Source organism: Solimonas sp. K1W22B-7 (assembly GCF_003428335.1).
In the GTDB taxonomy this organism is placed as follows: Bacteria; Pseudomonadota; Gammaproteobacteria; order Nevskiales; family Nevskiaceae; genus Solimonas_A.
In genome coordinates, this window is record NZ_CP031704.1 from 4,341,535 (window position 1) to 4,363,012 (window position 21,478).

At 68.8% G+C, this 21,478-nt stretch carries 16 protein-coding genes and 1 pseudogene; 9 read left to right on the plus strand and 8 right to left on the minus strand.

Features of this window, described 5'->3' with window-relative positions; all coding sequences use genetic code 11:
* Positions 1–50: 50 nt before the first annotated feature.
* Both D0B54_RS19570 and guaB read right to left on the minus strand, forming a co-directional pair.
* On the minus strand, positions 51–560 hold the full coding sequence (locus D0B54_RS19570) for a hypothetical protein (RefSeq protein ID WP_117293342.1): 510 nt from the start codon (positions 558–560) through the stop codon (positions 51–53).
* Complete coding sequence (gene guaB / locus D0B54_RS19575; protein WP_117293344.1) at positions 560–2,023, minus strand: IMP dehydrogenase; 1,464 nt, start codon at positions 2,021–2,023, stop codon at positions 560–562. The genes D0B54_RS19570 and guaB overlap by 1 nt, the downstream gene beginning before the upstream one ends.
* A 69-nt stretch (positions 2,024–2,092) precedes the next feature.
* Here guaB and xseA point away from each other — a divergent pair, with 69 nt between their 5' ends.
* From xseA to purH, 4 genes and pseudogenes are all read left to right on the plus strand, one after another.
* Positions 2,093–3,457 carry an exodeoxyribonuclease VII large subunit gene (gene xseA / locus D0B54_RS19580; RefSeq protein WP_117293346.1) on the plus strand — a complete coding sequence of 455 codons (1,365 nt, stop codon included), beginning with the start codon at positions 2,093–2,095 and terminating at the stop codon, positions 3,455–3,457.
* 130 nt (positions 3,458–3,587) lie between these two features.
* Positions 3,588–4,457, plus strand: a pseudogene (gene prmA / locus D0B54_RS19585) (50S ribosomal protein L11 methyltransferase); the annotation flags it as partial.
* A 568-nt stretch (positions 4,458–5,025) separates the two neighbouring features.
* Positions 5,026–5,289: a helix-turn-helix domain-containing protein gene (locus tag D0B54_RS19590; protein WP_117293350.1), complete on the plus strand. Its 264-nt coding sequence runs from the start codon at positions 5,026–5,028 to the stop codon at positions 5,287–5,289.
* 49 nt (positions 5,290–5,338) lie between these two features.
* Positions 5,339–6,901 carry a bifunctional phosphoribosylaminoimidazolecarboxamide formyltransferase/IMP cyclohydrolase gene (gene purH, locus D0B54_RS19595; RefSeq protein WP_117293352.1) on the plus strand — a complete coding sequence of 521 codons (1,563 nt, stop codon included), beginning with the start codon at positions 5,339–5,341 and terminating at the stop codon, positions 6,899–6,901.
* 216 nt (positions 6,902–7,117) lie between these two features.
* On the opposite strand, the gene D0B54_RS19600 is transcribed toward purH, so the two are convergent.
* From D0B54_RS19600 to D0B54_RS19620, 5 genes are all read right to left on the minus strand, one after another.
* A complete protein-coding gene (locus D0B54_RS19600; RefSeq protein ID WP_117293354.1) occupies positions 7,118–8,524 on the minus strand; it encodes a tetratricopeptide repeat protein in 1,407 nt (468 codons plus the stop codon).
* A 105-nt stretch (positions 8,525–8,629) separates the two neighbouring features.
* Positions 8,630–9,973: a metalloprotease PmbA gene (gene pmbA, locus D0B54_RS19605; protein WP_205527191.1), complete on the minus strand. Its 1,344-nt coding sequence runs from the start codon at positions 9,971–9,973 to the stop codon at positions 8,630–8,632.
* Positions 9,974–9,995: 22 nt separating this feature from the next.
* Positions 9,996–10,382 (minus strand): OsmC family protein, encoded by a 387-nt coding sequence (locus D0B54_RS19610; RefSeq protein ID WP_117293356.1) that lies wholly within the window; start codon positions 10,380–10,382, stop codon positions 9,996–9,998.
* On the minus strand, positions 10,379–11,059 hold the full coding sequence (gene murU, locus D0B54_RS19615; RefSeq protein ID WP_117293358.1) for an N-acetylmuramate alpha-1-phosphate uridylyltransferase MurU: 681 nt from the start codon (positions 11,057–11,059) through the stop codon (positions 10,379–10,381). Before murU ends, D0B54_RS19610 begins: the two co-directional genes overlap by 4 nt.
* 112 nt (positions 11,060–11,171) lie before the next feature.
* The gene (locus D0B54_RS19620; RefSeq protein ID WP_117293360.1) at positions 11,172–12,167 is read right to left on the minus strand and encodes an aminoglycoside phosphotransferase family protein; all 996 of its coding nucleotides are present in this window, start codon (positions 12,165–12,167) and stop codon (positions 11,172–11,174) included.
* A 126-nt stretch (positions 12,168–12,293) separates the two neighbouring features.
* Here D0B54_RS19620 and D0B54_RS19625 point away from each other — a divergent pair, with 126 nt between their 5' ends.
* The 5 genes from D0B54_RS19625 to D0B54_RS19645 all read left to right on the plus strand — a co-directional run bounded on the left by D0B54_RS19625 (position 12,294) and on the right by D0B54_RS19645 (position 18,402).
* Positions 12,294–14,489 carry an LPS-assembly protein LptD gene (locus tag D0B54_RS19625; protein WP_162932577.1) on the plus strand — a complete coding sequence of 732 codons (2,196 nt, stop codon included), beginning with the start codon at positions 12,294–12,296 and terminating at the stop codon, positions 14,487–14,489.
* A gap of 138 nt (positions 14,490–14,627) precedes the next feature.
* The gene (locus D0B54_RS19630; protein WP_117293364.1) at positions 14,628–15,935 is read left to right on the plus strand and encodes a peptidylprolyl isomerase; all 1,308 of its coding nucleotides are present in this window, start codon (positions 14,628–14,630) and stop codon (positions 15,933–15,935) included.
* Between the two features lie 22 nt (positions 15,936–15,957).
* On the plus strand, positions 15,958–16,947 hold the full coding sequence (pdxA, locus tag D0B54_RS19635) for a 4-hydroxythreonine-4-phosphate dehydrogenase PdxA (protein WP_117293366.1): 990 nt from the start codon (positions 15,958–15,960) through the stop codon (positions 16,945–16,947).
* Positions 16,944–17,741, plus strand: coding sequence for a 16S rRNA (adenine(1518)-N(6)/adenine(1519)-N(6))-dimethyltransferase RsmA (rsmA, locus tag D0B54_RS19640; RefSeq protein ID WP_117293368.1), 798 nt, complete (start codon positions 16,944–16,946; stop codon positions 17,739–17,741). Before pdxA ends, rsmA begins: the two co-directional genes overlap by 4 nt.
* A 226-nt stretch (positions 17,742–17,967) precedes the next feature.
* Positions 17,968–18,402, plus strand: coding sequence for a universal stress protein (locus D0B54_RS19645; protein WP_117293370.1), 435 nt, complete (start codon positions 17,968–17,970; stop codon positions 18,400–18,402).
* On the opposite strand, the gene D0B54_RS19650 is transcribed toward D0B54_RS19645, so the two are convergent.
* Complete coding sequence (locus D0B54_RS19650) at positions 18,399–21,422, minus strand: sensor domain-containing protein (RefSeq protein WP_117293372.1); 3,024 nt, start codon at positions 21,420–21,422, stop codon at positions 18,399–18,401. The two genes, D0B54_RS19645 and D0B54_RS19650, sit on opposite strands and share 4 nt — an antisense overlap.
* Positions 21,423–21,478 lie beyond the last annotated feature (56 nt).

The window sequence follows — 21,478 nt, forward strand, 5'->3', positions numbered from 1 at the left end:
CGGCACGGTTGTGCGCCGCCCAGGCCTCTCGTTCAGCCGCGCTCAGGGGCTTAACGGTCGATGATGGATTCGAGGAAGAGGATGTCATTTTGATCCTTTGCGCGATTGGCCAGACGCTTCATCGCCAGGAGGGTTTCGGCTCGGGGGAAGCGCAAGGCCAAGCCGGGAAAACTCTCATCCGTGAGGGCAGCGTCGTACTCCGTATCGAAATCGAAGGGCTCCGCGACGAAAACATCCAGCCGCGTTTCACGGTACGCCTCTGACCAGAAGTTCAGGACGACCATGCCCTTGTCCCGTATCAGGGCTCCGCGCCGGTCGGCATCGGAAAACTGCTCCACGCCCACTGGCACCGCTGGACGGTAACCGGCACGCTCCAGCGCGGCGAACGCCTTCTGGATATTGCCAGCCTCCAGCTGCACTACAAGATCGACGTCGTAAGTCACGCGATCAAAGCCGTGTGCCTGCATCGCCAGCCCACCCACCACGAGAAAACGTACGTCCGATGCGGTCAGTTCCTTGGCAATGCGCTCGAACGCCGCCACCGTAACGTACTCGGCCATTACTCGACCCTGTAGTTGGGCGCTTCCTTCACGATCGTCACGTCGTGCACATGCGACTCGCGCATTCCCGCCGAGGTGATCTTCACGAACTTGGTGCGCGTGCGCAGCTCTTCGATCGACTGGCAGCCGGTATAGCCCATGCTGGCGCGCAGGCCGCCGACCATCTGGTGGATGATCGCCGACATCGGGCCCTTGTACGGCACGCGGCCTTCGATGCCTTCCGGCACCAGCTTCTCGACCTCGGCCGTGGTGTCCTGGAAGTAGCGGTCCTTGGAACCCTGCGCCATGGCGCCCATGGAACCCATGCCGCGGTAGGCCTTGTAGGAACGGCCCTGCCACAGCTCGACCTCGCCCGGGGCTTCCTCGGTGCCGGCCAGCATGGAGCCGACCATCACCGCGTAGGCGCCGGCCGCCAGGGCCTTGGCGAAGTCGCCGGAGTAGCGCACGCCACCATCGGCGATCAGCGGAATGCCGCGGGCCTTCAGTGCCGCGGCCACGCCCATCACCGCGCCGATCTGCGGCACGCCGACGCCGGCGACGACACGGGTGGTGCAGATGGAGCCGGGGCCAATGCCGACCTTGACGCCGTCGGCGCCGGCGTCGACCAGGGCCAGCGCGGCGTCACCGGTGGCGATGTTGCCGCCGATGACCTGCAGGTCCGGGTACTGCTGCTTGATCCAGGTCACGCGGTCCAGCACGCCCTTGGAATGGCCGTGGGCGGTGTCCACCACCACCAGGTCCACGCCGGCTTCCACCAGGGCGGCGACGCGCTCCTCAGTGTCGCCGCCGGTGCCGACCGCGGCGCCGACGCGCAGGCTGCCGCGCTCGTCCTTGCAGGCCATCGGAAAGTCCTTGGACTTCTGGATGTCCTTCACCGTGATCATGCCGCGCAGCTGGAAGGCGTCGTTGATCACCAGCACCTTCTCGATGCGGTACTCGTGCAGCTTGGAGATGACCTCCTCGCGGGAGGCGCCCTCCTTGACCGTCACCAGGCGCTGCTTGGGCGTCATGATGCGGGAGACCGGCTCGTCGTAGCGGGTTTCGAAGCGCAGGTCGCGGCTGGTGACGATACCCACCAGCTCCTTGCCGTCCACCACCGGCACGCCGGAGATACGGTTGGCACGGGTCAGCTTGAGCACCTCGCCCACCGTCATGGTCGGCGGCACGGTGATCGGGTCGGTGATGACGCCGCTTTCGTACTTCTTGACCGACCGGACCTCGGCGGCCTGGCGCTGGGCGGACATGTTCTTGTGAACAATGCCCATGCCGCCTTCCTGGGCCAGGGCGATGGCCAGCTTGGCCTCGGTCACCGTGTCCATGGCCGCGGACAGCAGCGGCACGTTAAGCCGGATGCGCCGGGTCAGCTGCGTGGAGGTATCTACTTGCCGCGGAAGGACTTCGGAATACGCGGGCAGAAGCAGAACGTCGTCGAAGGTGAGGGCTTCGCTCTCGATTCTCGTCATTAAATGGGCTCCGCCAAAACGATATTATACAGAGGTGCCGGCACTTCTTCGACGGCCCCGCAGATTCCGATGCCGCCTTCCGACCGTCCCCAGGACCCCGCCCGCCGTACCGTCTACCAGGTTTCCGAGCTGGCCGAGACCCTGCGCGGCCTGCTGGAGGACAGCCTGCCGCGGGTCTGGATCCAGGGCGAGGTCTCCAATTTGTCGCGCCCGGCCTCGGGCCACTGGTACTTCACGGTCAAGGACGCCCGCGCCCAGCTGCGCTGCGCCATGTTCCGCAATGCCAATGTCCAGGTCCGCCCCCAGCCGCAGGACGGCGACCTGGTGCTGCTGCGCGCCCAGGTCACGGTCTACCCCGCCCGCGGCGAGCTGCAACTGGTGGTGGAACACCTGGAGCCGGCGGGCCAGGGCGCCCTGCTGCGCGCCTTCGAGGAACTGAAGCGCCGGCTGGCCTCTGAAGGACTGTTCGACGAGCACCTCAAGCGCGACCTGCCCGCGGTGCCGCGCCGCATCGGCGTCATTACCTCCGGCACCGGCGCCGCCCTGCAGGACATCCTCAGCACCCTGTCGCGGCGCTTCCCGTTGGCCGAGGTGATCCTCGCCGCAGTGCCGGTGCAGGGCCCCGAGGCCGCCCCGGCCATGATCCGTGCGCTGAGCGAGCTGCCCAGGGCCAGGCCCGACGTCATCCTGCTGGCCCGCGGCGGCGGCTCGCTGGAAGATCTCTGGGCCTTCAACGACGAAGGCCTGGCGCGCGCCATCCGCGCCTGCCCGGTGCCGGTGGTCAGCGGCGTCGGCCACGAGATCGACTTCACCATCGCCGACTTCGCCGCCGACCACCGCGCCCCCACGCCCACCGGCGCAGCGGAGGCCGTCAGTCCCGACATCGCCGAATGGGCCGAGCGCCTGCTGGCGCGCGAACGCAGCCTGGCCAATGCCCTGCAGCGCGCGCTGCGCCAGGACAACGAGCGCCTGGAGCGCCAGACCCGGCGCCTGGAACTGCTGCACCCCGGCCGGCGCCTGCGCGATGCCGCGCAGCGCCTGGACGAACTTGGCAGCCGCCTGCATGCGGCGGCATTGTCGAGGCTGGACCGCGCCGGCCAGCAGTCGCGCCACCTCGCCGCCCGCCTGGGCACCGCCACACCCCTGCTCGCGATCCAGCAACGCCGCCGCAAGCTCGATCATGACCGGCAACTGCTGCGCGGCAGCCTGGCCTTGCGCCTGCAGCAGGCACAGGCCCGCCTCGGCCGCGCCGAATCACTGCTCGCCAGCCTGAACCCGCGCGCCGTGCTGGAGCGCGGCTATGCCATCGCGCTGGACGCGAACGGCCGTGCCCTCATCGATGCAGCGCAGGCCCAGTCCGGCGATGCGCTGCAGATCCTGCTCGGCCGCGGTGCGGTCGATGCCATCGTCACCAGGATCAAACCAGAGAAATAGGGCGGGAGCATCCCGCCGGCAACTGCTCCTGCGTTGCCCTACCTCGGGCATCCATGCCCTCGCTTGTCGCGGAGGGCGGGATGCTCCCGCCCTGCGATAATGTCCTGAAGTCCTACACCGAGAAGTCACCATGGCCTGGCTGCAACTGCGCGTATCGAGCGCCAACCCCGAGTTCGCCGACGAAATCCTGCTGGCCAACGGCGCCAGCGCCGTCAGCATGGTCGACGCCGAGGACGATCCCGTGCTGGAACCGGCTCCGGGCGAGACGCCGCTGTGGCGCAATACCGTCACGCTGGGCCTGTTCAAGGAACACACCGACCTGGAGCCGGTCATCGCCAGCCTGCGCGAACTGCTGCCCGATGGCGCCGAGGCCACGTTCAAGACCGAGCTGATCGAAGACCAGGACTGGGTGCGCGTCTGGCTCAAGGACTGCCCGCCGCTGCGCTTCGGCGAACACTTCTGGGTGGTGCCCCACGAAAAGCTCGGCGAAGTCACCGACCCCGAGGCCACGATCCTGAAGCTGGACCCCGGCCTGGCCTTCGGCACCGGCACGCATCCCACCACCGCCCTGTGCCTGGAATGGCTGTCTGGCCAGGACCTGCGCGGCAAGACCGTGCTCGACTTCGGCTGCGGCTCCGGCATCCTGGCCATCGCCGCCCTGCTGCTCGGCGCCGAGAAGGCGATCTGTGTCGACATCGATCCGCAGGCCCTGCTGGCCACGCGCGACAACGCGCAGCAGAACGGTGTCGCCGAGCGCGTGCGCACCTTGCTGCCGGAACAGTTCCAGCCCTTCGCCGCCGACATCGTGCTGGCCAACATCCTGGCCAACCCGCTGGTGCAGCTGGCGCCGCTGCTGGCCTCCTCGATCCGCAGCGGCGGCGAGCTGGCGCTGGCCGGTCTGCTCGACCGCCATGCCGAGGAAGTGCGCGGCGCTTACGAATCCTGGTTCGACTTCCATGACGACGTCAGCAAGGAAGGCTGGACCCGCATCACCGCGCAATGCCGCCTGCCTGCGCTGATCAACTTCCGCCGCTACGGTGAGCTCATCGCCACCGCCGGCCAGCCGCAGCCGGAACACTTCCCGGTACTGGCCCAGGCCGGCTATGCCGCCGTCATCAATCTCGCAACGGAAGCTTCGTCCAGCTGGCTGCGCGACGAAGCGCAGCTTTGCGCGCAACTGGGCCTGCCCTACCACCACCTGCCGGTGGCGTGGAAGCAGCCCACCCCTGCCGACTTCGAGACCTTCAGCCAACTGATGACGGGCCTGCAAGGACAGAAGCTGTTCGTCCACTGCGCCCTGAACATGCGCGTGTCCGTGTTCATGTTTCTCCATCGCGTCCTGAACTTGGGTGAAAGTGTGGAAGCGGCTTCGCAGGATCTGCGTCAGCAGTGGACGCCGGACGAAACCTGGCAGGCCTTCATCGACGGCATGCTGCAGCGTCGCTTGTCAAGCTGAAGCATCGTAAAGCTGGTCAAATTTCGCTCTTCTTTCCGGCCGCCAGCGGGGGTATCATTGCCGCCCGCTTTTTTCTGGCTCGCCGCGCACCGGTCGCGTCAAGGAAGACTTCATGTCCGCTTACAAGATTTCAGACATCAAGCCATTGAACCATTCGGTCGCCGAGTGCCTGGATGATTATTTCCGCGCGCTCAACGGACACGCGCCCAAGAACCTGTACGACACCATCCTCGACCAGGTGGAGCCGCCGCTGCTGCGCGCCTCGCTGAAGTACTGCGACGGCAACCAGTCCAAGGCCGCCGAAATGCTCGGCCTGAACCGCGCCACGCTGCGAAAAAAGCTCAAGCAGTACAAGATCAAGCCCACCGCGCTCTAGAGCGCGGTTTTTCTTTCCAGCATTCCCTCGGCACCCCAGGAAATCAACGATGAAGACCCCGGTGAAGCGCGCCCTGCTGTCGGTTTCCGACAAGACCGGCATCGTCGACCTGGCCCGCGAGCTGCACGGCCGCGGCGTCGAACTGCTCTCCACCGGCGGCACCTACAAGTTGCTGAAGGACTCCGGCCTGCCGGCCGTGGAAGTGTCCTCGCACACCGGCTTCCCCGAGATCATGGACGGCCGCGTCAAGACCCTGCACCCGAAGATCCACGGCGGCCTGCTCGGCCGCCGCGACATCGACGGCGAGGTCATGGCGCAGCACGGCATCGCCGCCATCGACCTGCTGGTGGTCAACCTCTATCCCTTCGAGCAGACCGTGGCCAAGCCCGACTGCTCGCGTGAAGACGCCATCGAGAACATCGACATCGGCGGCCCGGCGATGCTGCGCGCCGCCGCCAAGAACCACGCCTGGGTCAGCGTGCTGGTCGATCCCGTCGACTACGCCCCGGTGCTGGCCGAAATGGATGCCGGCGGCGTCAGCCGCACCACCCGCGAGCGCCTGGCCGTGAAGGTCTACAGCCACACCGCGCGCTATGACGGCATGGTCGCCGCCTATCTCTCCAGCCTCGACGACCAAGGCAACCGCGCCGTGTTCCCGGCCGTGCTGGGCCTGCAGTTCAGCAAGCTGCAGGACATGCGCTACGGCGAGAACCCGCACCAGCGCGCCGCCTTCTACGCCGAGAAGAACCCCGAGGCCGGCACCATCGCCGCCGCCAGGCAGGTCCAGGGCAAGGAACTGTCCTACAACAACATCGCCGACGCCGACGCCGCGCTGGAATGCGTCAAGAGCTTCGACGAACCGGCCTGCGTCATCGTCAAGCACGCCAACCCCTGCGGCGTCGCCATCGCCGGTTCGATCCTGGAAGCCTACAACCTGGCCTACCAGACCGACCCCACCTCCGCCTTCGGCGGCATCATCGCCTTCAACCGCGAGCTGGACGGCGCCACCGCCAAGGCCATCGTCGACCGCCAGTTCGTCGAGGTGATCATCGCCCCCACCGCCACCGCCGAAGCCAAGGCCGCCGTCGCCGCCAAGCAGAATGTGCGCCTGATGGAATGCGGCCAGTGGCCCGCCAGCCGCGCCGCCGCGCTGGACTACAAGCGTGTCGCCGGCGGCCTGCTGGTGCAGGACCGCGACGACGCCACCATGAGCCTCGCCCAGCTCAAGACGGTCAGCAAGCGCGCGCCCACCGAGGCCGAGCTGTCCGACCTGCTGTTCGCCTGGCGCGTCGCCAAGTTCGTCAAGTCCAACGCCATCGTCTACATCAAGGGCCACCAGACCATTGGCGTCGGCGCCGGCCAGATGAGCCGCGTCTACTCCGCCAAGATCGCCGGCATCAAAGCCGCCGATGAAAAACTGGAAGTGAAGGGCTCGGTCATGGCCTCCGACGCCTTCTTCCCCTTCCGCGACGGCATCGACGCCGCCGCCGCCGCCGGCATCACCGCCGTGATCCAGCCGGGCGGCTCCATGCGCGACAACGAAGTGATCGCCGCTGCCGACGAGCATGGAATGGCGATGGTGTTCACGGGTGTGAGGCACTTCCGGCATTGAGCGAAAGCGCTGCAAAAACAAGCCCCGCCTCCAGCGATGGACGCGGGGTTTCTTGTTTATGGCGACAAACGCTGCAAATGTAGGAGCGAGCAAGCTCGCTCCTACACCGGGGAAGGGGGCTCACTCGAGGATGTGAAGGATACAGCCCCGCCCGCGCAGGGAACATGCACAGCCGGCCCTCGCAAACTCCGCGAACTGTCGCGGGTCGCCCCCGGATCAGGCTGACGCGTGCGCCTTCACCGCCGGGTCCGTCAGCAGGCGGTCCTTCCAGACGCAGGCGGCGGGCAGGCCCTGGTCGCAGGCGCGTGCGGCATCGTCGTAGGCCGACAGCTTGTCGCCCTTGTGGAAATGACTGCTGCCGCGCTCCATGTAGGCCTGGGACTTGTCGGGAACGCGGTCGATATAGGCATTCCACAGGACGATGGCCTCGTCCCAGCGGCCGCTCTGGCCGAGGCTGTCCTGCGCCGCCTTCACCGCCTCGAAGTTCGAAGGGTCGAGCTTGAGCAGCCGCCGGTAATCGACCAGCGCATCGGCATGACGCCCCAGCGCCGCATACAGCAGGCCCTGGTAGAGCAGCACCCCGTGATCGTCGGGCCACAGTTCGCGGAAGGCATCGTAGGCGCGCAGCGCCTGCTCCTGCTGATCGCCGCGATGCAGCACGTAGGCACGCTCGCGCATCCGTTCCTGGGCAGACGCCAGTGCCTGCCGGCTTTCGCGCGAGGGGAACTTCTCCAGCTGTCGCCGGTAGTCGGCCATCGCGTCGCTGAACCGCAGCAGGCGAATCCGCAGGGCCGCGCGGTCAGCGAGGAAATCCGGATCGTCGCCATACGCCAGGGCGAGATCGTATTCCTGCTCCGCCGTGGCCTCGTCTCCGGCAGCCAGCGCCGCCTTGGCGCGCACGGCATGCGGCAGGCCCTGCAGGATTTCCAGGCGCGGATTGGCAGCAGCGCCCGCCTGAAGCTTCGCCGCATAGTCCTGCATCGCCTCGTAGCTGCCACCCCAGCTCGGCTGCAGGCAACCGAGCAGCGCCCGGTGTGCATAGAAGGCGGCGGGCGCGTTGCGCATCAGGCGCTCGTGCAGGGACGGGACGGCCTCGCCACCCTCCAGCGCCGCCGTGGCGCGCACCAGTGCCCACCAGGCCAGCGGATGGCCCGGGTCGGTTGCCAGGGCAACGCCGGCGTCTTCCTTGGCCAGCAGCAGCAGGGAGCCGGGCGCCTGTGTGTCCTCCGCCGCCCGGAGCCGCTGGATGGCGCTCACCAGCCTGGCTTCCGCGGACTCGGGCCGCTTCTGGATCCAGAGGCTGATCTGTTCGCGCAGGGCTGGATCGCTGTCGTCGAATGCCGCGTAGGCCTCGTACAGCGGCAGCTCCACGGAAGCCTTGCGCGTATGGGCGGCCCGCAGGTCCGCCAGCCACTCCTCCAGCGCGCCGTAGCTGCGCGCGTCCAGCAGCTTGCGCCCACGCTCGACCTGCGGCGGCTCCGCCGGCGCGGACAGTCCTGCCGGGCTGCTGCCGGGCTGCGTGGCCTTGCCGGGGGCGTGCGACGGCGCGCCGAACAGTGCCCGCCAGACAATGGCGCCGATCAGGACCAGCAACAGTCCGGTGAACAGGCGGCGATAGGCCATCGAGTGCTCCAGCAACGGTCAGGGAGTGGCCCGGCGATGATAGCAACAGGCTGATGGGTCATTCCTTCCCGCCGTGACCAATCCGGCGGGCACCGCACCGGCGTCTCAGGAGGCGATGGTCATCTTGCCCAGCAGCACCGAGCCGGTACGCGTGCCGGCCAGCGGGTCGACGTCGCTGCCCAGCGCAACGATGTCGCGGTACATCTCCAGCAGGTTGCCTGCGATGGTCAGCTCCTGCACCGGATAGGCGATCTCGCCGTTCTCCACCCAGAAGCCGGCGGCGCCGCGCGAATAGTCGCCGGTGACACCGTTGACGCCGTGGCCGAGCAGTTCGGTGACCAGCAGGCCCTCGTGCATCTCGCGCAGCATGGCCTGGAAGTCCTTCTCGCCGGGGCGCACCAGCAGGTTGTAGACGCCGCCGGCATTGCCGGTGCTCTGCAGGCCCAGCTTGCGGGCCGAGTAGCTGCCCAGCAGCCAGCCCTGCAACACGCCGTCGTCCACCAGCACGCGCGGCTGTGTCGCCACGCCCTCGCTGTCCCAGGCGGCGCTGGCGGCACCCCGCGGCAGCAGCGGCTGCTGCTCCAGGCGCACCAGCGGCGAGAACACCGGCTGGCCCAGCTTGTCGAGCAGGAAGCTGGCCTTGCGGTACAGCGAACCACCGGAGATCGCACCGACGAAATGGCCCCAGAGGCCGCGCGCCAGCTCCGGCGGGAACAGCACCGGCGCCTGGCGCGTGGTCAGCTTGCGCGAACCCGTGCGCGCCGCGGCACGCTCGCCGGCGCGGCGGCCGATGACCTCGGCCGACAGCAGGTCCTGCGGGCTGCGTGCACCGGAGTACCAGTAGTCGCGCTGCATCTCGTCGCCCTCGCCCGCCACCACCGCGCAGCTGATGCTGTGCTGCGAACCGTGACGGTGGCCGATGAAGCCATGGCTGTTGGCGTAGACCGACACCCCGCGATGGCTGGCGACACTGGCGCCTTCGCTCTGCGTGATGCGTGCGTCGGCGGCGAAGGCCGCTGCCTCGCAGGCCTTGGCCACCTCGATCGCCTGCTCCGGCGACAGGTCCCAGGGATGATCCAGGTCCAGCTCGGGAAACTCGCGCGCCATGCGCGACGGGTCGGCCAGGCCATTGGCGATGTCCTCGCCGGTGGCCTGGGCGATGTCGCAGGCCGCGCGCACCGCATCGGCAATGCCCCGGTCGGAAAAGTCGCCGGTGCTGGCGTTGCCCTTGCGATTGCCGAAGTAGACCGTCACGCCGAGGTCGCGGTCCTGCTGGAACTCCAGGCTTTCGATCTCGCCCATGCGCACCGACAGGGACAGGCCGCGGCTGGCGGAAAGACTCGCCTCGGCGGAAGTGGCCCCGAAGCCACGCGCGCGGTCCAGCACCTGCTGCACGCGGTTCTGCAGCTCGGAGGGGTTGGGCAGCGTGGCGGGCGGCTGGGCGGTCATGGGGTCTTCAGGCTTGAGGGTTTCAGATCAGCGCGGTATCGATGTCGATCTTGCCGCTGAGCGTCTTGTGTACGGGGCACTTGTTGGCAATGCCGAGCAGGTAATCGCGCTGCTCGCCGCTGAGCTCGCCGACCAGTTCGATGCGCCGATGCATGAGATGACTGCCGTCAGCGGCCTTCTCGTGATCCACCTCGACGCGCACGTCGCGCAGGTCGAAACCCTTGCGGCGCGCCACCAGGGTCAGGGTCAGCGCGGTGCAGCTGCCCAGCGCGGCATCGAGCAGGTCGTGCGGCGCCGGGCCCTGGTTGTCGCCGCCGTTGGCCTCGGGCTCGTCGGCGTAAAAGGTGTTGGGACCGCACTCGATCTGCTGCTTGAGCTTGCCGTCCGCGGCCTTGGATACCTTGATCATGCTTGCGCTCCTGCGTTCAGGGCCGCCAGGCGCTCCGGCGTGCCGACATCGGACCATAGCCCTTCATGCAGCTCGGCGGAAACCTGCCCCCGCTGCGCGGCCGCGCGCAGCAGCGGCACCACGCCGAAATGGCCGGGCTGGCAGCCTGCAAACAGCTCGGGCCGCAGCACATAGAGACCGCTGAAGGTGTACTGCGGCGGCGCCGGCTCGACCAGGCGCCCGTCCACCACCGCGAAATCACCCTGGGGGTGCTGCGGCGGGTTGGGCACCACGACCAGGTGTGCGAGGTCGGCAGCCGGCATGCCCTGCGCGCGCGCCACCAGCCGCGACATCGGCATGTCGGTGAAGACATCGCCGTTCATCAGCAGGAACGGCTCTTCGCCCAGCAGCGGCAGGGCCTTGAGGATACCCCCGCCGGTCTCCAGCGCCGGCCAGCCCTCGTCGGACCAGGCGATGTGCAGGCCATAGGTGCTGCCGTCACCGAAATGCTCGCGGATCTTCGCGCCCAGCCAGCCCAGGTTGATCACCACCTCGCGCACACCGGCGGCGGCCAGCGCCTCCAGGTGATACGCCACCAGCGGCTTGCCGCGCACTTCCAGCAGGGGCTTGGGCGTGTGGTCGGTCAGCGGGCGCATGCGCTCGCCTCGACCAGCCGCCAGGATGAAGGCCTTGGTCATTGAACGACCACACCAAACGAACCGTTCACACCGAGTAGCGCCGCGAAGCGTCGCGTATCGAGGTGCGCGCATGCCTCAAGACACACGAACGGATTTATGTTCAAGGTCGGAGTCACGCGGTCATGCCCAGTTCATCGAACAGGCCCAGCAGCGGCTGCAGTTCGGAGTAACGCCCCGCCGTCTCCCGCACATAGCGGATGAAGCGCGGCACGTCGGCCAGGTAGTGCGGCTTGCCGTCGCGGTAGTTGATGCGCGCGAAGATGCCGATGACCTTCAGGTGGCGCTGCAGGCCCATCCATTCGAAGTCGCGGAAGAAGCTCTCGAAGTCGCCCGCCAGCGGCAGGCCGGCGGCACGCGCCTGGCGCCAGTACTGCTGCGCCCAGCCGCGCACGCGCTCGGCCGGCCAGGAGAGGAAGGCGTCCTTGAACAGCGACACCACGTCATAGGCGATCGGCCCCTCCACCGCGTCCTGGAAATCCAGGATGCCGGGATTGGGCGCGGAGATCATCAGGTTGCGCGGCATGTAGTCGCGGTGCACGTAGACCCGCGGCTGCGCCAGCGCGGACTGCACCAGCAGGGTATCGATGCCGGCCAGGGTCGCGGCCTGGGCCGGGCTCAGCTCGCACTGCAGGTGGCGCGCCAGGTACCAGTCCGGGAACAGCGCCAGCTCGCGGCGCAGCAGGGCGTCGTCGTAGGGCGGCAACACCCCGGGGCGCGAGGCCAGCTGCCACTGGATCAGGGCGGCGATGGCATCGGCAAACAGCGCGTCGGCATTGTCCGGGGTGATGACGTGCAGGAAGGTCTGGCGGCCAAGGTCGCTGAGCAGCAGGTAACCCTCCTCCAGGTTCTGCGCCAGCACCCGCGGGCCATGCAGGCCGGCGTCCAGCAGCAGGCCGGCGATGCGAATGAAGGGCCGGCAGTCCTCGCGCTCCGGCGGCGCGTCCATCAGCACCCAGCTCTGGCCCTGGTGCTCCAGACGGAAATAGCGGCGGAAGCTGGCGTCGGCGGAGGCCGGGGCGAAGTCGGCGGTGGACAGGCCCAGCTCACGCAGGGCCCACTCGCGGGCGCGCTGGGCGCGCGGATCGGCGTCGGTGGAAACGGTGGTCACGGTCGGGGTCGCAAAATGATCGCGGCAGCTTACACGATGGCGGCGGCGCGCAGGCCCGCCAGGGAGGGGGCGATGGACACGGCCGCCCTGCAAAAACCATACTTCGGGTCCAAGAGAAGAACCAACTTGCTCCCCCTCACACGCCACGCCCTACATCGGCTCGCCCTGGCAGCCGGCCTCGGCCTCTCCGTCCCCGCCTGGGCACTGGAGGAGGGCGGCGCCTCCTGCCCGCAGCTGGACTTCGGTGTTCCCGCCCCTGAACTGGCCCTGGACCCGGAGCAGGTGATCCTCAACGCCGACAATGCCGCGCTGGAAGAGGGAGGCCTGTCCAAGCTGACCGGCTCGGTGCGCCTGCGCCAGGGCGACAAGCTGTTCAGTGCCGAGCAGATGGACTTCGACGACCGCGAGAACTCGGTCCGCGTCAACGCCGAGTCGGTGTTCCGCAACCGCGAGATGAGCGTGCGCTCGCAGCAGTCGGAGTTCGACCTGGACAGCCAGACCGGCGTGTTCCATCGCAGCGAGTTCACCATGCCGGCCAGCTCGGCCCACGGCACCGCCGAGCGCCTGTCGCTGAACCGCGAAGGCGAGGCCGACATGGAAAAGGTCAGCTTCACCACCTGCGCACCGAAGTCGCGTGGCTGGGAGCTCAAGGCCGGCGACATCCACATGGACCGCGAGGAAGGTTTCGGCACCGCCCGCAATGCCCGCCTGGACTTCCTGGGGGTACCGATCCTGTACGCCCCCTGGTTCCGCTTCCCGATCGACGACCGCCGCCACACCGGCCTGCTCTACCCCACGATCGGCGACTCGGACCGCACCGGCTTCGACATGCAGGTGCCGCTGTACATCAACCTGGCGCCCAACTACGACGCCACCCTGACCCCGCGCCTGATGACCGAGCGCGGCACGCAGGTCGCCACCGACTTCCGCTACCTGCTGGGCAGCGGCGAAGGCAAGGCACGCTACGAATACCTGAGCGAGGATCGCCAGACCGGCGAAATGCGCGACTACCTGCATTTCGAGCACCAGAGCCTGATCAACCGCCGCACCGCGCTGTCGATGCAGTACGACGGCACCAGCGACCAGTCCTACTTCGAGGACTTCGGCGGCCGTCTTGACCTTACCGCGATCACCCACCTGGAACGCAGTGCCCGCCTGACCTATCAGGCCCCGGCGGCCTACCGCGTGCAGGCGCTGGTGCAGGACTTCCAGCCGCTGAGTTCGGCGCTGGTGGCGGTGGACGACCCCTATCGCCGGCTGCCGCAGGTGCTGGTCGATGCCGAGACCCGCAAGAGCCTGTTCGACACCCGCGCCGGCTTCAACGGCGAATACGTCAACTTCGCCCGCGAGGATTCCGTGCAGGGCCAGCGCATCGACCTGCGCCCCTACCTGCGCACCGAGCGCGAGGGCGCCGCCTGGTTCGCGCGCGGCCAGCTGGAATACGACTACACCACCTATCGCCTCACCGACCTGGGCTTCGCTCCCGGCCAGTCCCAAGACCCCAGCCGCAGCCTGCCGAGCCTGAGCGCCGAGTATGGCCTGCGCTTCGAGCGCGTCACCGACTCCGGCCAGCTGCAGCTGCTGGAACCGCGGGCGTTCTACCTCTACACGCCCTACGAAAACCAGGACGACCTGCCGGTGTTCGACGGCGGCGAGCCCGACTTCGAGTTCACCCAGCTGTTCGCGCACAACCGCTTCCTCGGCCGCGACCGCGTGTCCGACGCCAACCAGGTGGCCATCGCCGCCAGCCTGCGCCAGCTCGACCCCGACAGCGGCGTCACCCGCTTCAACGCCAGCCTCGGCCAGCTGTTCCGCCTGGAAGCCCCGCGCGTGACCCTGCCCGGCGGCACGGCCCCCGACAGCGGCGCCACCGACTTCATCGCCAGCCTCGACTACCGCATCAGCGAAAAGCTGCGTACGGTGCTGGCCGCGCAGTGGTCGCCCAACGACAACAAGTTCAACCGCAGCAGCCTGGGCCTGAGCTACCGCAGCGAGCGCCGCCGCCTGGACGTCGGCTACCGCTACCGCGAAAACCAGCTGGAGCAGACCGACCTGATCCTGTCGACGCCGCTGTGGCAGCGCTGGAGCGCCGCCGGCCGCTGGCGCTACTCGGTGGACGACAACCAGACGCTCGACAGCCAGGCCGGCCTGCAGTACGAGACCTGCTGCTGGACCATGCGCACCTCCTATCGCCGCTACATCGCCACCACCGCCGGCGAGTACAGCAGCGGGGTCTACGTGCAGCTGGTGCTCAAGGGGCTGGGACAGATCGGTTCCGGTGGCTCCAGCCTGCTGCAGTCGGACAGCGACTTTTATCAGTGATAAAATATTTATAATTGTTGTAATTTTTATTAATAGAGCACGGCATGAAACTTGGAAGGCCCTGCAGCAGTCCGAGCAGCGAGCATTTCCTCCCGCATCGGCGATAATCCCGCCCTCACCGATTTCCCACGAACCCCCATGAACATCCGTCGCTGGTCTGCCGGTCTGCTGCTGTCCCTGTCGATGTTGTCCGCGCAGGCGGCCGAGGTGCTGGACCGCATCGTCGTCGCCGTCAACGACGGCGTGATCCTGCAGTCCGAGGTGGACCGCGCCATGGACGACGCCCAGCGCCAGATCCGCGAGCGCAACATCAAGGCCCCGCCCGAAGCCGCCCTGCGCAGCCAGGTGCTGGAGCGCCTGGTCCTGACGCGCATCCAGACGCAGCGCGCCGCCCAGGCCGGCATCCGGATCGACGACCGTGAACTCAACGAGGTGCTCACCGGCATCGCGCAGAAGAACGGCCTGAGCCTGTCGGAGTTCGCCACCGAGCTGCGCAAGGACGGTCTGGACTTCCTGGCCGTGCGCGAGCAGGTGCGCGACGAGGTGCTGATCCAGCGCCTGCGCTCCAAGGAAGTGGAAAGCCGCGTCTCCGTCACCGACCAGGACGTGGACCTGCTGCTGCAGCAGGTCGGCGACAACGAGAACGTCGAATACCGCCTGTCCCATATCCTGGTTGCCATACCCGAGGGCGCCAGCTCCGAGGTCCGCGCCAACGCCCACAAGAAGGCCGAGGACCTGCTCAAGCGCATCAAGACCGGCGATGACTTCGGCCAGATCGCCATCGCCTCCTCCGACGGCCAGCAGGCCCTGCAGGGCGGCGATCTCGACTGGCGCAAGGGCGGCGACCTGCCGACGCTGTTCGCCAACGCCGCCGGCAAGCTGCAGCCCGGCCAGGTCAGCGAGGTGCTGGAAACCACCGGCGGCTTCCACATCCTCAAGCTGGTCGGCGCGCGCGGCGGCGACGAGCGCAAGAGCGTCAGCGAAACCCGCGCCCGCCACATCCTGGTGCAGCAGAACACCCTGCGCACCGACGAGCAGGCCCGCCAGCTGGCCCGCGACCTCTACGATCGCGTGCAGGCCGGCGAAGACTTCACCAAGCTCGCCAAGGAGTTCTCCGACGACCCGGGCTCCAAGAGCAGCGGCGGCGATCTCGGCTTCCAGCCGCCCGGGGTATTCGTGCCCGAGTTCCAGATCCGCCTCGACCAGCTCAAGCCGGGCGAAGTCAGCCCGCCGTTCCGCACCCAGTTCGGCTGGCACGTCGCCAGCGTGACCGAGCGCCGCACGCGCGACACCACGGAAGAGTCCAAGCGCGCCCGCGCGCGCCAGGCCCTGGGCAACCGCAAGGCCGCCGAGGAATACGAGCTGTGGCTGCGTCGCCTGCGCGAAGAGGCCTACATCGAGTACCGCCTGCCGGACGATGCCGCCGCCGCGGCGCAGAAGTCCTGACGCCCCGGAATCGCGTGCGCCCATGCTGCCGCGCCTGCTGCTGACGCCGGGGGAACCCGCCGGCATCGGTCCTGACCTGGTGGTGGCCGCCGCCCAGCGCAGCTGGCCGGCCGAACTGGTCGCCGTGGCCGATCCCGAGCTGCTGCGCGAACGCGCGGAGCGCCTGGGCCTGCCGCTGGAGCTGCGCGAGGTCGACTTCGGCGAGGATCCGCGCGAACACGAGACCGGCCGCCTGCGCGTGCTGAGCGTACCGCTGGCCGTGCCCTCGCAGCCGGGCCAGCTCGACCAGCGCAATGCCTCCTACGTGCTGGAGACCCTGCGCACCGCCACCCGCGCCTGCGTGCAGCGCCATGCCGACGCGCTGGTCACCGGGCCGGTGCAGAAGAGCATCATCAATGCCGCCGGCATCCCCTTCACCGGCCACACCGAATTCCTCGCCGAGATGACCGGCACCGCGCTGCCGGTGATGATGCTGGCCGCCGGCAAGCTGCGCGTGGCGCTGGCCACCACGCACCTGCCGCTGCGCGACGTGCCCGACGCCATCACTCCCGAGCGCCTGCGCAGCGTGCTGCAGGTGCTCAGCGACGATCTCGAGAACCGCTTCGGCATCCGCCGCCCGCGCATCCTGGTCTGCGGCCTCAACCCGCATGCCGGCGAAAGCGGCCACCTGGGCCGCGAGGAGATCGAGGTGATCCGCCCGGTACTGGACGAACTGCGCGCCCTGAACTGGCGCATCGAAGGCCCGCTGCCGGCCGATACCCTGTTCACACCGCGCCACCTCGACGGCGCCGACGCAGTGCTGGCGATGTTCCACGACCAGGGCCTGCCGGTGCTCAAGTTCGCCGGCTTCGGCGAGGCCGTGAACATCACCCTGGGCCTGCCGATCATCCGCACCTCGGTGGACCACGGCACCGCGCTGGAGCTGGCTGGCAGCGGCCGCGCCGACCACGGCAGCCTGGAGTCGGCGATCCATACCGCCCTGCAGCTGGTACAGCGGAGCCACGCGGAATGAGCGCTGATCACTTCGCCAAGAAGCGCTTCGGCCAGAACTTCCTGCACGATCCCTACGTGATCGACCGCATCCTGCGCTCGATCAACCCGCAGCCCGGCGACCGCCTGATCGAGATCGGCCCTGGCCTGGGCGCGCTCACCGTGCCGCTGCTGCGCCTGGCCGGCGAGCTGCAGGTGGTGGAACTGGACCGCGACGTCATCCCGCACCTGATCGAAGCCTGCGGGCACTCCGACAAGCTGCACATCCTGCAGGCCGACGCGCTGAAGGTGGATTTCTCCACCTTCGCCGACGGCCGCCGCCTGCGCCTGATCGGCAACCTGCCCTACAACATCTCCACGCCGATCCTGTTCCACCTGCTGAAGTTCGCCGACGCGATCAGCGACATGCACTTCATGCTGCAGAAGGAAGTGGTCGACCGCATGGCCGCCCTGCCGGGCGAGGACGCCTACGGCCGCCTCAGCGTCTCGCTGGCCGCGCGGGCCGAAGTCGCCCACCTGTTCGACGTCGGCCCCGGCGCCTTCAAGCCGGCCCCGAAGGTGGACTCCGCCATCGTCCGCCTGCGTCCCCGCCCGCCGTCCTTCGAGATCCGCGACTGGCCCCTGTTCGACCGCCTGGTCACCGCCGCCTTCTCGCAACGCCGCAAGACGCTCTCCAACGGGCTCAAGGGCATGATGACGGCGGCCGACATTGCTTCGGTGGGGATTGATCCCGGGATTCGCGCGGAGCGTTTGAGCGCGGAGCAGTTCGCGGCGCTGGCGAATCGGGCTCTGGAAGTGGCGGCCGGTAGGCAGTAGCCGCCCGTAGGGTGCGCACCGCGCACGCGGGACAGTCCAGCGATTCGTAAATGGTGCGCGGTGCGCACCCAGCAGACCGCTGTCTCCGGTATCCCCGCTGTGGCTTTCCCCTGAGAGGAGCGCTGTCCTTGTGCCCCCACAGGCACGGAACTCCACCCCCGCAAAGGTTTCCAAAACCCAAGCAGAGCGGGATACTGAACCCCTCCCCCAAACGCCGGAGACCCGCATGGCCAACTACCAGCACATCCTCGCTGCAGTCGACCTGGACCCGCATGGCGAGCGGGTGTTGCGGCATGCGCAGGGCATGGCGCGGCTGTTCGGCGCACGGCTCACCGTGCTGCACGTGGTCGAATTCATTCCCATGGACAGCGGCGACGCCCTGATGATCGCCACGCCCGATCTCAACCGTCAGCTGGTCGACCAGGCCCGGCAGCAGATGGAAGCGCTGTGCGGCCGCTGCGAAGTGCCGGCGGAACAGTTGCTGGTGCTGCAGGGCTCCGCTTCGGGCGAGATCAAGCGGATGGCCAAGGAGCGCGCGGTGGACCTGGTGGTGATCGGCCACCATCCGCGCCGCGGCCTGGCGGCGCTGTTCAGCCATACCGACGAACACGTGGTGCAGCGCGCACCCTGCGACGTGCTGGCGCTGCGCCTGCCGGATTAGAGCGGCTGCAGCGGATGCTGCTGCAGCCGCAGCAGGAAATCGGCCAGGTCCTGCGGCGGCAATAGCGCCTCGCCGCCCAGGTGGCCCACGCCCGCCTCGACCAGCGCCGCGGCCTGCGCCGGCTCGTCGACGTCACGCACCAGCAGTTCCATCCCGTGCTGTCGTGCCAATGCCGGCAACTCGCCCTGCCCGGCCACCAGCAGCGCGGCACTCACCTCCAGCAGGCACAGCAGCGGCGCGCCCTCGGGCACCGAGGTTGCGACCGCTCCGGCATGCAGGCCGAAGCGCAAGCCGCGGCGTACCAGGGCCTGCGCGGCATCGTGCAGCAACAGCGTCTCGCCGTCGGGCACCCGCAGCGCCAGGATCAGCTGGCTCGGCGCGATGCGGAAGCGGTCGATCAGGTCGGCAACATAGAGACCGAAGTCGGCGGTGCGCAGCTGGAAGGCGGAAATCTCCACCAGCAGCGGCGGCATCGCCGCCCCTACCCGCTCCGCCTCGGACAGCAGCTCGCAAGCACGGTAGACGCCCCACAGTTCCAGGTCGGCGCGCACGCCGGCCTGCTGGGCGGCCAGCGCCGCCTCGTCCTCGCCGATCACGCCGTGTCGCGAATGCTGCCAGTCGTAGCGCAGCAGGGCAGCGGTCACCGCCGAGCCCCGCGCCGCCATCACCGGCTGCAGGCGCGCACGGAACTGGTTGAGCGCGATCGCGGTATGCACCTCGCGCTGCAGCTCCAGCCGCCGCCGGCGTTCCGGCGCCAGGTCGGCCTCGAACAGGTGGTAGCGCGCGCGACCGGCCTGCTTGGCCTGGTACATCGCCGAGTCGGCGTAGCGCAGCAGGCCCTCGGTGTCGGTCTCCACCAGCGGGTACAGCGCGATACCGATGCTCGGTGTCACCGGCAGCGACAGCTCGTCGAGCTGCAGCGGCGCCTGGAAACTGTCGAGCAGCTTCTGCGCCAGGCGCCCCGCGTCCTCGCGCGTACGCAGGCCCTGCGCCACGATCACGAACTCGTCGCCACCCAGGCGCGCCACCGTGTCGGTGCTGCGCAGGCCCTGCTTGAGGCGCTCGGCCACCGCCCGCAGCACGCGGTCGCCGACCTCGTGTCCATGGCGATCGTTGATCGGCTTGAAGCGGTCCAGGTCGATGAAGAACACGCCCACCAGGCGCGCATTGCGCGAGGCCGCCAGCAATGCCTGATCGAGACGGTCCTTCAGCACCGTGCGGTTGGGCAGGCCGGTCAGCGCGTCGAAATGCGCCAGCTGGTGCAGGCGCTCCTCGGCCGCCTGGCGCTCGCTGATGTCGGCGACGATCGCCATGAACACCGGCGGCTCCTCCTCGCGCGAAAAGTTGAGCCGCACCTCCACCGGGTAGCTGCTGCCGTCGGCACGGCGGTGGCGGCAACGGTAGCTCAGGTGCCCGGTGTCGCCGCCGCGCAGGCGCCCCAGGTAGGACTGGAACATCGCCGCGTCCAGGTCCTCGCTGATCTGCAGCGGCGTCATCATGCTGAGCTGGTCCAGGCCATAGCCCAGGTTGCGCTGCGCACCGCGGTTCACTTCCAGGAAGTACAGGGTCTGCGCGTCGAAGATGTAGATTTCCTCCATCGCGCTGTCGAGCAGGCGCCCGAGGCGCGAGGCCAGGTTCTCGCCGCGCAGGCGCTCGGTGATGTCGCGGATGATCACCACCAGGCCGGAGCTGTCGTCCACGCTCATCGGCTGCACCCACAGCTCCACCGGGAAGGTGGTGGCGTCCTTGCGCCAGCCCACGACCTTGGGCAGGTGCGCCGCGGGACGCGCACCGATGTAGTCGCCGATGCGCACGCCAGGCGTGTTGAGGAAGGGCACCGGCATCAGCTTGGTGACGGTGACGCCGGCCATTTCGTCGCGCGAATAGCCGAACATGCGCTGCGCACGGGCGTTGGCAAAGCGCACCACGCCGGCCGGGTCGGTGGTCAGCAGGCCCTCGTCCAGGTGATCCACCACGCCCTGCGACAGGCGCGCCTGGCGGCGCAGCTCGTCGTTCTGGCGGATCGCCACCGACATGTCGCGGAACAGCATCGCCGCGCCATCGACCACGCCGTCATGGTCGCGCAGCAGGCAGCTCATCACCTCGATCGGCCGGGTCTCGCCGTTGCGCGCGCGCAGCGCGCGCGCCTGCGGCGGCAGGTCCTGGCCGTCGCGGATGCAGGCCTCGGCGGGGGTCACCTCGGGGATGCCGTCCTCGCCCAGGGTGCGGAACACGGTATAGACCAGCCGCCCCTGCACGTCGGCGCGCAGCCAGCCGGTGAGCTGCTCGGCGGTGTCGTTGGTGTAGACGATGCGGCCGTCGCGGGCGACCAGGATCAGGCCGTAGGCCAGTCCGTCGAGCGCGCGGCCGACGCGCTGGCGCACACCGGCGGCATAGGGATCCGGCTGCCCGTCGCCTCGGCGCGCGCGCGGACGCGGCGGCGTGTCGGCCGGGAGCAGGCGGCTCGACCAGTCGGGCACCGGACGCGCCTGGCGGTAGAGCAGCAGCGCGAAGCCGCCCAGCAGCAGCAGGCCGAGCAGGCCCTGCATGCGCGCCGCGCCCTGCATGGTGCGGATGACCGGATCGTGCAGCTGGCGGCGCGACTTGAGCAGGCGCAGTTGCAGCAGGCCGCGCCAGGCCCCGTCATGATCGCGCAGCACCAGTTCGCCGGGATAGCTGCTGACACGGTAGATGCCGCTGCGCAGGGCCTCGCGCAGCGGCCGCGGCAGGGGCAGGTCCAGCGCGTCGTAGCGGCCCAGCTGCAGCAGGACGGCCCCCTTGCCATCGCGCAGGTCGAAGCGGGCGTAGCCCAGGCGCGGATGAGCCAGCAGTTCTCCCAGGGACTGGCGCAGGCCGCGGTCGGCGGGCCAGGCCCGCAGCTGCTCGCCCAGGTTCTGCAACTCGCCGGCAACGGCGGCCAGTTCCTGGCTGCGGCGCAGCTGCTCGGCATGGCCCCATTGCCAGGCCGCGGCGATCAGCACCAGTGCCGACAGGGCGAAGCCCGCCCAGAGCGCCCGCATGGTCCGCTGGCGCCCCCGGTCTGTCTCCTGCGGCGGCATGGAATTCAAGCGCTAGG

Excerpts from the sequence above, each read along its gene's own strand:
- D0B54_RS19570 (WP_117293342.1), bottom strand. The coding sequence starts at position 560 with ATGGCCGAGTACGTTACGGTGGCGGCGTTCGAGCGCATTGCCAAGGAA.
- guaB (WP_117293344.1), bottom strand. The coding sequence starts at position 2,023 with ATGACGAGAATCGAGAGCGAAGCCCTCACCTTCGACGACGTTCTGCTT.
- xseA (WP_117293346.1), top strand. The coding sequence starts at position 2,093 with ATGCCGCCTTCCGACCGTCCCCAGGACCCCGCCCGCCGTACCGTCTAC.
- D0B54_RS19590 (WP_117293350.1), top strand. The coding sequence starts at position 5,026 with ATGTCCGCTTACAAGATTTCAGACATCAAGCCATTGAACCATTCGGTC.
- purH (WP_117293352.1), top strand. The coding sequence starts at position 5,339 with ATGAAGACCCCGGTGAAGCGCGCCCTGCTGTCGGTTTCCGACAAGACC.
- D0B54_RS19600 (WP_117293354.1), bottom strand. The coding sequence starts at position 8,524 with ATGGCCTATCGCCGCCTGTTCACCGGACTGTTGCTGGTCCTGATCGGC.
- pmbA (WP_205527191.1), bottom strand. The coding sequence starts at position 9,973 with ATGACCGCCCAGCCGCCCGCCACGCTGCCCAACCCCTCCGAGCTGCAG.
- D0B54_RS19610 (WP_117293356.1), bottom strand. The coding sequence starts at position 10,382 with ATGATCAAGGTATCCAAGGCCGCGGACGGCAAGCTCAAGCAGCAGATC.
- murU (WP_117293358.1), bottom strand. The coding sequence starts at position 11,059 with ATGACCAAGGCCTTCATCCTGGCGGCTGGTCGAGGCGAGCGCATGCGC.
- D0B54_RS19630 (WP_117293364.1), top strand. The coding sequence starts at position 14,628 with ATGAACATCCGTCGCTGGTCTGCCGGTCTGCTGCTGTCCCTGTCGATG.
- pdxA (WP_117293366.1), top strand. The coding sequence starts at position 15,958 with ATGCTGCCGCGCCTGCTGCTGACGCCGGGGGAACCCGCCGGCATCGGT.
- rsmA (WP_117293368.1), top strand. The coding sequence starts at position 16,944 with ATGAGCGCTGATCACTTCGCCAAGAAGCGCTTCGGCCAGAACTTCCTG.
- D0B54_RS19645 (WP_117293370.1), top strand. The coding sequence starts at position 17,968 with ATGGCCAACTACCAGCACATCCTCGCTGCAGTCGACCTGGACCCGCAT.
- D0B54_RS19650 (WP_117293372.1), bottom strand. The coding sequence starts at position 21,422 with ATGCGGGCGCTCTGGGCGGGCTTCGCCCTGTCGGCACTGGTGCTGATC.